The organism is Paenibacillus sp. Soil522, assembly GCF_001428245.1.
In the GTDB taxonomy this organism is placed as follows: Bacteria; Bacillota; Bacilli; order Paenibacillales; family Paenibacillaceae; genus Pristimantibacillus.
In genome coordinates this window covers 21,002-33,779 of the sequence record NZ_LMRV01000002.1, presented here as the reverse complement: position 1 = coordinate 33,779, position 12,778 = coordinate 21,002, and the positions used below count along the sequence as shown (strand labels likewise).

Sequence of the window (12,778 nt, the reverse complement as noted above, 5' to 3'; positions counted from 1 at the left end):
CTTTCACAAGCCGGTTTTAGCCTCTGATTCAGCGACCTTCTTTACTTTCTCTAGAAATGTAACAACGACCTTTTCAGTAGCAAATATCATAAACAGCTTCACATACCACTTCAATGCTTTATTGGTTGCTGTGTATCTTAGCTTTGTTTTCTGATCATTTACTCGATGCAATTCATATAAAGCTGTGATCTCAAAGCAGTTTGCCAACGTAAATCCAATCTTCAATTTCTTATCGTTCAAGTTATTTGAATATTCTAGTGTATGGACATCATATTCCTCGATACGTTTGCCTTCTTTATACTTTTGCCGGTATATACTGCCGACAACTTCTTTAGTAATGGTGACAGGTTTATTCTCCACCACTTGAGGCATAATCTTTTGCATCTGTTCTAACGAACCATCAAAATACGACCATACATGTTCAATCGGAGTGTTTATCTCAATTTCGCTTGACCATTGCTTCAATATATTTACCCCCTTTTTAGTGCTGTTCATCTATTCTGAATGATTGATGAAAAATTGTAGAATAGAAAGTTATTTCAAATCTACGCTTTACCACTATTTATTGCGCAAAATTTAAAAGACACACTGAATAAGTGCATTCAGTGTGCCCTTTAAATTTCTACGATTAAACGCGGGAAATGTGATCCATTTCTTGAATTTCTTCAATTTCTAGCTGATACCACTATTTTAGAAGACTTTATGGTTGCTCCCTGTTCGCTATTTGCTCTTGGGCGAGACGGATCATTTCCCGAACCATGGTGCCGCCAATTTTTCCGCCGACATGGCCCACCGATTCCGTCGTCAGACCGCCATTGTCACCTGGCTGCAAAGGTACACCAAGCTCCTTAGCTACTTCGTATTTTACATCATCCGGTCGATTCGGATCAACAGCATATCCTTCGCGCTTCATGACATCTGCTTTGAAAGCCTGCATTCCCTGTTCTACCCCTGGCACCGCATATCTTCTCTTTCTTCTTGCCATCATGATGCACTCCCTCGATGTCTTTTCCTTAACATGCCCGAAGCACAAATTTTCATCCTGCGAAATCACGATGTTAACCGGGAATCTCATCAAAATGGAACACTTTTTATTACTTCATACAGCTTTTCTGCCGTAGATCTCCTTTATCACTTGCTCGATTGGGATGTTGTTGACATTGATGTCATGCACCGGGAAGAGACGGAATATTTCCGCGATTTCCGACTGCAGATCACTCTTCGTCAGATCAAGTTCTAAACTGGCGGTAATGCCGTTAAATGAATTGACTTGGTACTGTGCCAGTGTCCGCTCTTCAATCATCCTGGATAACCGGATGTCGATGATTTTCCTATCGGAGAAAAACATTTTCATCTGTTCGATGGCATCATCAAATACGACGGTTCCATGATTAATGACCGTGACCCGATGACAAAGATCTTCAATGTCGCTCATGTCATGAGTTGTTACAATAAACGTCGTTCCTCTTTCTTTATTGATCTGTTTGATAAACGTTCGAATCGCCTCTTTGGCCAAAATATCGAGACCGATCGTCGGTTCGTCTAGGAATATCAGTTCCGGCTCGTGCAGCATCGCACAGACCAGCTCGCACTTCATTCTTTCTCCCAGTGATAACTGCCGGACCGGCCGGTTGATAATGTCGGCCAACCCGAGAATTTCTTTGAATTCGTCAATCGTTTTGCGGTAGGTTCTATCGTCGATTTTATACATCACTTTGTGGAGTGCAAATGTATCAAAAGCCGGAACGTCCCACCATAACTGCGTCTTCTGGCCAAATAATGCACCGATCTTCTTAACGTAAGTCTCTCTTTCAAGCCACGGGACATGCCCCATCACGTTAACGCTGCCCCCAGTGGGATGCAGAATTCCGGTCAACACCTTGATGGTTGTCGATTTGCCCGCACCGTTCGGTCCAATTAAACCACGGATTTCCCCTTTTTTGACGTGAAGATGGATCCCATTGACCGCTTGTATATGCTTATACTTTCGATGAAATAACGATTTGACGGAGGATAACAGCCCTTCTTCGTCCTTTTGCGGGACCTTGAACATCTTGTTCAGCCCTGATACTTCGATGATTTGGTCGCTCATCCTATTACCCCCCTGCACTTGTATACTTGTGAATACAGCGGTTCCAAAACTTAAGGCTCAGAACGAAGATCAACAACGCTCCGAAACTGCCCCAAACCATGTTCCAATCTAGCCGGTGCAGCAATGCTTGCGTGGGGAAATAAGCCAGAACGGCCAGCGGCAGTAGCGTCACGAAGGCGGTTCGGAACAACCCGGAATATATTTCGGTCGGATATCCGGCAAACCGCAATACATTGTTGAAAAAATCACCGAGCCTGCCCATCTGAATCAATACGATAACTAGTCCGCAAAAGATAATCGTCAATCCCATGTAGACAAATACTGCGGCTGCGATGAACCATAGAAAAAGAACAATATCCAAAAAACTCGGCGTCAAATGCATTTTGACGAGCATATAGGTCGTTATGACTGTTCCGGCAATCAAAGATCCAACGTGCTTTAATGAAAAACCGCCGACAAGCAGCAATCCGATAGCTGGAAACGGCTTGATCAGATAGCGGTCAAAGTCGCCGTTACGCATAATATCAACGGCTTTTCCCCTGACTTCGCTCAGGACGGTATTATTAAAGCCCATCGACAAAAGAAGAATCCCTTGAAAGAGAAGAATTTGATCCGTATTCCAGCCGGGATAACCGTTCGTTTGCGTAAAAATCAAATACTGCACAATCGGGCCCATACTGGTAAACACGAGCGATATAAGCAGATTCAGAAAAAAATCGGCACGGTACGCCATATCCCGATCGAGGCTAAGCTTGCAATTACAATAGAACAGATAGAGTAGTCCTGGCAGCTTGCTAAACAATTTTTTTCACCCCCCGACAGCACAATAGCGCTTAATGACTTTCGGCCAGACAAGTTTGATGCCGAGGAAAAATACACCGATCCATAGCAGCTGCATTCCTATTACATTTATGAAATATCCCCACCCGCCTGCGGCCTCCCGGTTCAGGAAAAATTGCAGCGGCTCGTAGTACAAGTATCGAAACGGGAGAAACTCCGACAACCGCTGCAGCCAGTCCGGAAGAAATTCGATCGGAATAATGGTTCCTCCGGCAAATGCGGTCAAGATTGTTATTAAAGCAATCATGGAGCTGTTATTTTTCATATAGAACGCCGTCATACCGACGGAAAAATTCAGCAGAAAAAAAAGAAAGAAGGAAAGAAACACGCAAAGAACAAACTTCAAAGTCGATCCAATCGTGATGAAGTTCGGATAAAATAATAGGATTTGAATAATCAGTATCGGGAAAAACTCAAACAAAATGCCGACTATTCTCAGGGCTACGGCGTTTGCCAGCTCGAACATAAAAACAGAGGTAGGCTTCAACAGGTGAATAGATAACGAACCGTCAAGAATTTGGTTTGATAGTCTTCCAGCCGCAAAATTCCATATAATAGTACCCACAATTTGCATGCCGCCTATATACCACACGATCTGTGCAAGGCTGTACCCATGGATCGACTCCAAATTGCCGAAAGCGTATACACTCGTAAAGATGACGGCCCCTACGATCAATTCCATAGGATGAATAAGCGCCGACAGAAGAAAAGATTTTCGATATTGAAACATGATTTTCATATTTAATTTGATATAAGCGGCTAAAAGATTCAATTTTATCCCCCAATATATGATTTGTTTGCAGCCCGCTCCGCAAAGAACACTAACCTGAGAGTCTGTTCTACCATATTTTACAGCTACGAGGTTGTTTTTTCGATTGCAAAATATTTCAATTCCGTATAATTACTTTTAACCATTCTATTTGTGTGAATGCTTTTGCTTGCGGAAGTCCGGTTGACCAGAAAAAACTGATGAATATGGATAATTAACCATTGGACGAAGCAGAACAGTCAAAATCCCTCTGCAAAACTGCAGAGGGATTTTGATTGAAGCCTTATTGATGAACTTTAACGGTGGTTTGACCGACTACCAGATAGCCGTTGATGTAGCAGCGGAACTCAATTGTCACATCGGATGTTGTCCAAGTAAAATCGGAACGTTCGAACTTGAACTGGCCAAGTTTAGCTTGGTTGTAATATCCAGAGTTGCTGGTCAGCGCCTTCACGCCATTAAGTGTTGCTGTGTTCAGGTTGAAGTCTTTGCTGTTGAAACCTTCCGGCAGACCAACATGGACTGTGAACACGCCCTTGTTGCCTTTGATAACGTTGGGTTTCACTTCAACGGTAACCGGGATGTAGACAACGAACTGTTTTTGGATCGTGGTGCTTAGCCCCGCAGCATTTGTTGCGATGACGGTAACGTTGTAAACACCAGGCTTGTCAAACGTAAAGTCAGTTCCGTTTACTACTATGTTTTCAGAGGTTGCGTTCGGACCGGTAACAGTCATTTTCTCAGTGACGACACCAGACAGATTATCGGTTGCCGAGTAGAGAAGTTGTAACGTAGTACCAAGTTTATACTCGTCACACATTACATTTTGATAAAGGGATTTACATCTGTATAAAAAAAGAAACCGTTTCTTGGTAAACGGAATCACCCATTTACCAAAGAAACGGTTTTTACATTTTGCTCAAGGAAGCGGCGACGTCCCCCTGTTCAGCTTCTCCTTTTCGGGATCCGCCATCAGATGCTGAACTCCACGATTGTCCCGAGTCCGCCTTCTTTTTACCTTATTTATGGATTACTTAATGACGACGTATTCCAAGTTAACCAGCTTGGCGTAGGTTACGATTTGGTCTGTCGTCAGGTTCAAGGAAACGACGGTATGATGGCCGCCGCCATTCTCGATCCAAGCTTTCACTCCATCCTGGAAGTTCGGCTTCACCGTCCACAGCACGCGAGCGACAGGAAGATTAGGAGCCGGAACCGTCGGCTCGAATGCGGAAACCTCGTTGATCAGCAATTTATAATGAGTGCCGAAATCAGCCATGGATACGACGACGCCTTCGCCGGCTTTGCCGTCGAATACCAGACGCGCCGGATCTTCGCGATCGCCGATTCCGAGCGGGGAAACAATGATTTTCGGCTTGTTGCTTGCCAAGGACGGATCTACCTCGAGCATATGGGATTGCAGAATGGCTTCCTGACCAGCCGCCATCTCGTAGGTGTAATCCTCCATAAAGCCCGTGTTTTGATTGCGGCTCATCACTTTCAGCAAGCGATCGAGTGCGGCCGTCTTCCAGTCGCCCTCGCCGGCAAAGCCGTAGCCTTGCGCCATCAGACGTTGTACGGCAAGACCAGGAAGCTGTTTCATTCCATGCAAATCTTCGAAGTTCGTCGTGAAGGCATTATAACCTTTCTCGTCGAAGAAACGTTTGAGGGCGATTTCATAGCTTGCTTGTACTCTGACGCTGGCTTCCCAGGCTTCTTTGCTGTTCGTGCCGTAATCGAATTCGTAGAGCTCCGCATACTGGCCCATCAGATCGTCGATTTCCTGCTCCGTAACGGCATTCACGTATTGCACAAGGTCGCCGATGCCGAAGTAGTCCACGGTCCATCCGAATTGAATTTGGGCCTCGACCTTGTCCCCTTCCGTTACGCCAACATTGCGCATGTTGTCGCCGAAACGGGCGACTTTGATATTGAAGCTTTCGTTATAGGCAACCGCTACGTCCATCCAATCCGCAATCTGCTGCTGCACTTCCGGACGTTCCCAGTAGCCTACGACGATTTTGTTTTGTTTTTTCAGACGGGCATTGATGAAGCCGTATTCGCGGTCGCCGTGAGCGGCTTGGTTTAGGTTCATGAAGTCCATGTCGATCGTTGCCCAAGGAATGCTTTCATTGAACTGGGTTGCCAAATGAAGCAGAGGCTTCTGCAGCAATTTCGTACCGCGAATCCACATTTTCGCAGGCGAGAACGTATGCATCCACGTGATGACACCCGCCACTTCATCGCGATAGTTGACCTCTTTCATGATGCTTGTAATTTTATCCGCGCTGACAGCCAGGTCCTGCAAGACAAGCGGATAAGGGAGCACACCGCTATTATTCAAGGCATCGGTCATCGTCTGCGCGTGAGCTTTCACTTCAGCCAGCGCTTCTTCCCCGTACAGATGTTGCGAACCTACGACGAACCAAAACTGTTTAGCTGCTGTTACTGACATCTTGATCATCCTCTTTTCTGTAATTAATAATAGGTAAGGCTATTACTTCTGCCCGTAGTAGGCATCTTTCCCGTGCTTCCGAAGATAGTGCTTATCCAGAATGCCTTGAGGCAGTTCTTTGGCAAAATGGTTCAATTGCCGCGCATATAGATTCATTTTGCACACTTCCTCCAGCACGACGCTGTTCACGACCGCCGACTTCACGTCTTTCCCCCAAGTGAAAGGCGCATGTCCCTGGAGCAGGACGGCCGGGATCGCCATGACATCCAATCCGAGCTTCTCGAACGTTTCGATAATAACGTGACCCGTCTCCGCTTCGTATCCCCGGTCAACCTCCTCTTGGTTCAAGAACCGTGCGCAAGGCACGGCGCCATAGAAGGTGTCCGCATGCGTCGTTCCCATGACGGGTACATCGAGTCCCGCTTGCGCCCAGATGGTTGCCCAGGTCGAGTGGGTATGCACGATGCCGCCGATTTGCGGATAGTGTTTGTACAACACGGCGTGAGTCGCGGTATCGGAGGAAGGTCTCATCTCTCCCTCGACCACCTTGCCGTCAAGATCCACAACGACCATGTCGCTCGGTTTCATCTTCTCATAGCTGACTCCGCTCGGTTTGATCACGAACAGGCCGTTTTCCCGATCGATGGCACTCGCATTGCCCCAAGTGAATTTCACGAGTCCGTGCTTCGGCAAATCCAGATTCGCTTGATATACCTCTTCTTTCAGTTGTTCTAACAACGTTAGTCCCTCCCGTTCTCTAGCAGATGGTCTACAGCGGCTTGTTCGATAGCGAGCCCTGCTTGGTATCGTTTGATGAATGCTTGGAACCCTTTGACATCCGCTCCATCCGGAGCAATCTCCTGTCCTTCGGCATCTTTAAACACTTTCTGCTCGAGGAAGTCCTCCAAGCTCTGTTCTTGATCCTTGCCCGTCATGTAAGAAGCCAGAAGCGCCATGCCCCATGCTCCGCCTTCGCCGGCCGTGGACATAACCGAGATCGGTACGTTCAGCGCGGCGGCTAACATTTTTTGTCCGACGACAGGAGTCTTGAATAGGCCGCCATGAGCCAAAATGCTGTCAATGGCTACATGTTCGTTTTCGGTCAAAATGTCCATTCCGAGCTTCAATGCTCCGAAAGCAGTGAATAAGTGCGTACGCATGAAATTAGCCAGATTAAAGTTGCTTTCAGGCGAGCGAACGAACAACGGCCGCCCTTTGTCGATTCCCGTAATATTCTCGCCCGAGAGATAACCGTAGCTAAGCAATCCGCCTCCATCCGGGTCGGCTTCCAATGCCTTATTCAACAGCACGCTGAACAATTTGCCGGAATCTACGCCGTATCCCAAGGCTTCGGAGAATTCACGGAACAATCCCATCCAGGCGTTAAGATCGCTGGAGCAGTTGTTGGCATGCACCATGCCGACCGGACTGCCGTTCGGCGTCGTGACCATATCGATCTCTGGGTAAACCTTGGATAATTCTTTCTCCAATACAATCATCGCAAAAACGGAAGTGCCCACGGAAATGTTTCCCGTACGCTTCCTGACGCTATTCGTGGCAACCATACCTGTGCCGGCATCGCCTTCCGGAGGACATAGCGGAATGCCGGACTGCAGATCCCCAGCCGGGTCCAGAATGGCGGCTCCCGCCACCGTTAGCTCGCTAGCTTGCACGCCGGAGAGATGCACTTTGGGAAGAAGATCCTCAAGCTTCCACGGATAGCCTTTGGCCGCGATTAATTCATCGAATTGCTTGACCATCGTTGGATGGTAATTATGGGTTGACTCATCTATAGGGAAGATGCCGGAAGCATCTCCGATGCCAATCACTTTATTGCCGGTCAGCAGCCAGTGGATATATCCCGCCAGCGTCGTTACGAAATCAATGCGAGGCACATGCTCCTCTTGGTTTAATATCGCTTGGTACAAATGGGCGATACTCCAGCGCTCGGGAATATTAAACTGGAACAAGTCCGTTAATTCCCTTGCTGCCGCGCCGGTCGTTGCATTGCGCCAAGTCCGAAACGGAACTAGTAGTTCACCCGTGCTGTCGAATGCCATATAACCGTGCATCATAGCGGAAAACCCGATCGAACCGACGGTCCGGAGGGTGACTCCGTAATTCCGTTCCACTTCCTGCTTCATTTCACGATAAGCGGTTTGGAGGCCTTTAATAATATCCTCCTGGTTGTACGTCCAATATCCGTCTTTCAACAGATTTTCCCACTCAAAGCTTCCCGATGCGATGGTCTCGAAACGACGATCGATCAACACCGCTTTGATCCGCGTAGATCCGAATTCGATACCCAGCGAAGTTTCACCCTTGGTTATCGCTTCTTTCAAGTCTACATAACTCATGATCACATATATCCCCTCTCTGTTCGCGGGTTGCACAGAAATTAATTCGCTCATATCGCGATATAATTTCGTGATTTAACCCAACCGATTACGATTCCTATACTAGCTGCTTCCCATCGGATCGGTCACTTGATGAGACAACCGGAAAATTTCGATGAGAAAAACTCCTATCGGAGTACTTCAAGGATGTTCGACCGCGTTTAAGCGGAAGTTTCTATAGCCAATCAGAAATATCTACTTTGCGTTTTATCGCTGCAAAGAAATTAAACTTTCTGATGTGGTAGAAAGAAGGCGCTTTCTCTTACTGACAGCCTTAGTATATTTTCTGTACGTACATTTGTCAATATAGTCTAATAGTTATACCAACATAAGTTACTGTACCGTCCTTATTCGTCTGATCATGGTATTTTCCTATGGAAAAGCATAAAACTTGTACCGTTGAAATCGCAAATGATGTCATTACATTTGCATTTCATGCAATTCATGCTAAAATGTGTACGTACAACTTTTTCGAACAACGATGAAAGAAGTGGATTGCATGAAGCCAAAGTATCGGCTCATTATTGAAGATATCAAAAGTTATATCCTCTCTGGAACGTACAAAGCAGGCGAGAAAATCCCTTCGGAGTACGTTTTGCAGGAGAGCTACAACGTTAGCCGGCAAACGGTTCGAAAGGCTATTCTGGAGTTATCGAATGAGGGGTTCCTGCGAAGCGAGAGGGGATCCGGCACCTACGTCAGCAGCCAATATCGGTCCAGAACGGGTGCAAAAACCATGAATAAAACGATCGGCGTCATCACGACCTATATCTCGGATTACATCTTCCCCTCCATTATCCGCGGCATTGAAAGCCGATTAAATGAAGATAACTATTCCTTGCTGTTAGCCAGTACAAATAATGATATCTCCCAGGAAAAAAAGGCGTTGGAAATGATGCTATCCTACGGCGTGGATGGACTGATTATAGAGCCTACCAGAAGCAATGTATACAACCCCAATATCGCCTACTACCTGTCTTTTAAGGAGCAGGAAGTTCCTTTCGCGATGATCAATGCCTATTATGAAGAGTTGGAAGTTCCTTTCTTCTGTCTGGATGACGTGCAGTCCAGCTATCTCGCAACCCGGGAGCTAATTGCCAAAGGACATACCCAAATCGGCATCATCGCGAAGATGGATGATTTGCAAGGGAAGTTTAGAATGAAAGGATTTATTAAGGCTCTTGGGGAAGCCAAATTACGGTTCCAGCACGAGCATGTGCTTTCTTTCGATACGGAGACGAAGCCGGACATGTCCGCTAACTTGGAAGTGTATCTGAACGACAATCGGGATGAATTGACTGCGCTTGTGTGTTACAACGACGAGGTAGGCTTGGAAGTCGTACATGTATGCAGAAAACTGGGAATCTCCATTCCGGACGAGCTATCCATTATTGGTCAGGACAATTCCTATATCGCCAAAAACGCGAATATCCAACTAACGACGCTGTCGCACCCCCAAGAACAAATGGGACGCGATGCAGCGGACTGGGTCATTAAAAATTTACAAGGCAAAAAAGACTTACCCACCAACACCTACTACCAGCCCGTATTAATTGAGGGGGAAACAGTAAAAGCGATCGAAGTGGAATAGTTGTTGTTTGTGTTTTTACTTGTGGTAGGGTTCCCCCCGATTTATCTTCACAGCCCGATAAATCTGCTCCACCAGCACCAGACGCATCAGCTGGTGCGGCAAGGTCATGCGCCCAAAGCTCAGCTTCTGCTGGGCGCGCTTAAGCACAGCGGGAGCAAGACCCGTGCTCCCGCCAATAACAAAAGCCACGTGGCTGCGCCCATACGTGGCTAATTTATCGAGCTGGCCCGCGAGATCCTCGCTTGACCAGAGCTCGCCTTCCAGCGCGAGCGCGACAACGTGCGCATCAGGCTTCAGCTGCGCCAGAAGCCTCTCGCCCTCTCGCTCGCGCACAATCGCTTCCTCCGCCGGACTCATCGTCTCCGGCGCCTTCTCATCGGGCACTTCCGTGAGCGTGAGCTTCACGTAAGGCCCTAACCGCTTGGCATATTCCGCTATGCCCATCACCAAATACTTTTCCTTCAGCTTGCCTACGGCAGCTATCTGTATATGCATGCCTTACACGTCCCTTTATAGTCTCGGATATTTCCTTCAGTCAGATCCGCTTTTCGGATATGAACACCCTACATATCCCTCTAAATCTTCATTCTTTTGTCTCACTGCACATTACCGATAATATCTTCATTCTTTTGTCTCACTGTACACTACCGAATAAAATCTTCATTCTCTTGTCTCACTTTACATTACCGAATAATACCTTCATTCTTTTGTCTCAATGTACACTACTGAATAATACCTTCGTTCTTCGTTTCACTGAACATTACCAAAAAAATATCCGTTCTTCCGTTTCGCCCTAAACAACCAAAAAAGTAGCCGGCTCATCACAAAAATCGCATTTGCGCGGAGGATCCCAATCGGCAAATTGCGTCTCTTTCAAATCCACTACATCCGGCGCATCTTCATACTCATCCACAAATCGGTCCAATGCCGTCTCCATATGTTCTTTACACACACAATACATCGTCTGCACGCTTCCTATCCCTAGTTGATTGTATTCCAGGTCGTCTTTTCTGCTTCGCTGCGTCACTCTCTTGTCTTACGTTCTATATTCGTCTTACCAGTCTGTCCAATTTATCTATACACAGCATATCAGAAAACGCCTCTCCATGTGAAGCCGACAAATTCCGCATAACTCTACACTTAGCTCTCCCTAAAATCCAACAAAAAAACCGATGCTCTAAAATGATTCCCCATTTTAGCGCATCGGTTTCATCAATGCTATTCCACGTCTTCCTTCTCGCCAAGCTCGAAATGCGCCACCTTCAGTTCCCCATCCCGGTAATAGCTAATTTCAATCTCGTCACCGATCTTCTTCTGGCTGTATAAGTATTTACGCAGCTCCATCGTGCTGCCGATCGACTGGCGGTCAAGCTTAACGATCACATCGTTGAACAGCAGCCCCGCATCCTTAGCTGGACCAGCCGCTTCCAGCACGATTACGCCGTCATAAATCTCGTCCGGCAGCTTAAGCGGCTCACCGCCTTCAGGAACTACTGCCTCAGCGTCTTCACCAGAAGCATTGCCTTCTGCATCCGGCAGCGCTCCGCCTTCGCCAGTACTGCCGAACGCATCCTCAAAGCCCTGCTGCTCCCAATACTGCTCCAAGTCCATCGTGTATACGCCCAGATAAGGACGCGGCACATGGCCAAGCTTGATCAGGCTCTCCACAATCGGCATGGCCAGGTTGATCGGAATCGCAAAGCCAATCCCTTCAACGCCGAGATCGGCAATTTTCATGCTGTTAATGCCGACGACGCGTCCGTTCAAATCAATTAACGGTCCGCCGCTGTTGCCTTGGTTAATCGATGCATCGATCTGAATAACCTCTTGCTCCCAATCGTACACGCCATCCTGGTTCAGCGATACCGGCACGATTTGTTTTATTTTGCTCACGCTTCCCGTTGTAACGGACTCTCCAAGCCCCAACGGATTGCCGATCGCAATAATATATTCGGCGGGGCGAAGCGCAGACGAATCGCCAATTTCCGCGACAACATCAATTCCTTTGGCATCGATCTCCAGCACGGCAAGATCCGTAATTTGATCCATACCGACAACGCTGGCGTCGCGCGTCTCTCCGTTCATCAGAACGACCTTCACCGCTTGCGCCTGATCGATTACATGATAATTCGTAACAATAATGGCTTTGCCGTCCTTTTTGCTAATAATGACGCCTGATCCGACGCCCGCTTCACGCAGCGTCCCCTTTTCTTCCGCGTCATCCGGCAGCGCTTCTTCACTATCACCGCCGATGCCGAGTGAAAACATCTGCTGATTAATAATGCTTACGACGGCCGGCCTTACTTTCGCGGAAGCTTGTATGGGACGCTCGAGCGGGTCAACCGCCTGAACTTCGCCTGCTGTCGCTATGGCTCCTCCTCCACCGTCTACACCGCTGCCTACGCCAAAAACGACGCCAAACAACAGCGTTGCGGCAACCGCGCTCGTAAAAGAGGATACGAATGCGATGCGGACATTGGACCACTTTCGTCCACCGCTCCGATATGGAAAAGCATAGTTTTCTTTTCTACTCTCGCGAGCAGCGCGCTTGGATACTTTGGTCGAATAAAAATCGTCGTCGAATAGGCTCATTACGGTCGCTCCTCTCGATGCCATGGGCATCAAGACTATTTTT

13 protein-coding genes are annotated in these 12,778 nt (G+C 47.4%); 1 reads left to right on the top strand and 12 read right to left on the bottom strand.

All coding sequences use genetic code 11. The features are described 5' to 3' along the window. Window positions 1-3: 3 nt before the first annotated feature. From ASG81_RS01985 to ASG81_RS01945, 9 genes are all read right to left on the bottom strand, one after another. On the bottom strand, window positions 4-465 hold the full coding sequence (locus tag ASG81_RS01985; protein WP_056628426.1) for a hypothetical protein: 462 nt from the start codon (window positions 463-465) through the stop codon (window positions 4-6). A gap of 235 nt (window positions 466-700) precedes the next feature. Further along, window positions 701-988 (bottom strand): alpha/beta-type small acid-soluble spore protein, encoded by a 288-nt coding sequence (locus ASG81_RS01980; protein ID WP_056628835.1) that lies wholly within the window; start codon window positions 986-988, stop codon window positions 701-703. A 111-nt stretch (window positions 989-1,099) separates the two neighbouring features. Continuing rightward, on the bottom strand, window positions 1,100-2,092 hold the full coding sequence (locus ASG81_RS01975; RefSeq protein ID WP_056628424.1) for an ABC transporter ATP-binding protein: 993 nt from the start codon (window positions 2,090-2,092) through the stop codon (window positions 1,100-1,102). A gap of 4 nt (window positions 2,093-2,096) precedes the next feature. Continuing rightward, window positions 2,097-2,894: an ABC transporter permease gene (locus tag ASG81_RS01970; RefSeq protein ID WP_056628420.1), complete on the bottom strand. Its 798-nt coding sequence runs from the start codon at window positions 2,892-2,894 to the stop codon at window positions 2,097-2,099. Window positions 2,895-2,900: 6 nt separating this feature from the next. Beyond that, window positions 2,901-3,704, bottom strand: a complete 804-nt coding sequence (locus ASG81_RS01965) for an ABC transporter permease (RefSeq protein ID WP_056628417.1) — start codon at window positions 3,702-3,704, stop codon at window positions 2,901-2,903. A gap of 280 nt (window positions 3,705-3,984) precedes the next feature. Continuing rightward, the gene (locus ASG81_RS01960; protein ID WP_056628414.1) at window positions 3,985-4,437 is read right to left on the bottom strand and encodes a hypothetical protein; all 453 of its coding nucleotides are present in this window, start codon (window positions 4,435-4,437) and stop codon (window positions 3,985-3,987) included. A 294-nt stretch (window positions 4,438-4,731) separates the two neighbouring features. Next, complete coding sequence (araA, locus tag ASG81_RS01955; protein WP_056628410.1) at window positions 4,732-6,156, bottom strand: L-arabinose isomerase; 1,425 nt, start codon at window positions 6,154-6,156, stop codon at window positions 4,732-4,734. Between the two features lie 42 nt (window positions 6,157-6,198). After that, a complete protein-coding gene (locus ASG81_RS01950) occupies window positions 6,199-6,894 on the bottom strand; it encodes an L-ribulose-5-phosphate 4-epimerase (RefSeq protein WP_056628405.1) in 696 nt (231 codons plus the stop codon). 2 nt (window positions 6,895-6,896) lie between these two features. Continuing rightward, entirely contained in the window at window positions 6,897-8,513 is a 1,617-nt protein-coding gene (locus ASG81_RS01945) for a xylulokinase (protein WP_056628401.1), read from the bottom strand. Between the two features lie 538 nt (window positions 8,514-9,051). Between ASG81_RS01945 and ASG81_RS01940 the strand changes: the two genes are divergently transcribed. Further along, complete coding sequence (locus ASG81_RS01940; RefSeq protein WP_056628398.1) at window positions 9,052-10,143, top strand: GntR family transcriptional regulator; 1,092 nt, start codon at window positions 9,052-9,054, stop codon at window positions 10,141-10,143. Between the two features lie 15 nt (window positions 10,144-10,158). Here the strand turns inward: ASG81_RS01940 and rlmH are convergent, their stop codons facing one another. The 3 genes from rlmH to ASG81_RS01930 all read right to left on the bottom strand — a co-directional run bounded on the left by rlmH (window position 10,159) and on the right by ASG81_RS01930 (window position 12,735). After that, on the bottom strand, window positions 10,159-10,638 hold the full coding sequence (gene rlmH / locus ASG81_RS01935) for a 23S rRNA (pseudouridine(1915)-N(3))-methyltransferase RlmH (RefSeq protein WP_056628395.1): 480 nt from the start codon (window positions 10,636-10,638) through the stop codon (window positions 10,159-10,161). Window positions 10,639-10,936: 298 nt separating this feature from the next. After that, entirely contained in the window at window positions 10,937-11,104 is a 168-nt protein-coding gene (locus ASG81_RS29545) for a CxxH/CxxC protein (RefSeq protein WP_063845975.1), read from the bottom strand. A 257-nt stretch (window positions 11,105-11,361) separates the two neighbouring features. Further along, window positions 11,362-12,735: a S1C family serine protease gene (locus ASG81_RS01930; protein WP_056628392.1), complete on the bottom strand. Its 1,374-nt coding sequence runs from the start codon at window positions 12,733-12,735 to the stop codon at window positions 11,362-11,364. Window positions 12,736-12,778 lie beyond the last annotated feature (43 nt).

Bases quoted from the DNA above. Each gene is read 5' to 3' on its own strand.
- ASG81_RS01960 (WP_056628414.1), bottom strand. From the start codon at position 4,437: ATGACTGTTACCGGTCCGAACGCAACCTCTGAAAACATAGTAGTAAAC.
- araA (WP_056628410.1), bottom strand. From the start codon at position 6,156: ATGTCAGTAACAGCAGCTAAACAGTTTTGGTTCGTCGTAGGTTCGCAA.
- ASG81_RS01975 (WP_056628424.1), bottom strand. From the start codon at position 2,092: ATGAGCGACCAAATCATCGAAGTATCAGGGCTGAACAAGATGTTCAAG.
- rlmH (WP_056628395.1), bottom strand. From the start codon at position 10,638: ATGCATATACAGATAGCTGCCGTAGGCAAGCTGAAGGAAAAGTATTTG.
- ASG81_RS01940 (WP_056628398.1), top strand. From the start codon at position 9,052: ATGAAGCCAAAGTATCGGCTCATTATTGAAGATATCAAAAGTTATATC.
- ASG81_RS01945 (WP_056628401.1), bottom strand. From the start codon at position 8,513: ATGAGTTATGTAGACTTGAAAGAAGCGATAACCAAGGGTGAAACTTCG.
- ASG81_RS29545 (WP_063845975.1), bottom strand. From the start codon at position 11,104: ATGTATTGTGTGTGTAAAGAACATATGGAGACGGCATTGGACCGATTT.
- ASG81_RS01980 (WP_056628835.1), bottom strand. From the start codon at position 988: ATGATGGCAAGAAGAAAGAGAAGATATGCGGTGCCAGGGGTAGAACAG.
- ASG81_RS01930 (WP_056628392.1), bottom strand. From the start codon at position 12,735: ATGAGCCTATTCGACGACGATTTTTATTCGACCAAAGTATCCAAGCGC.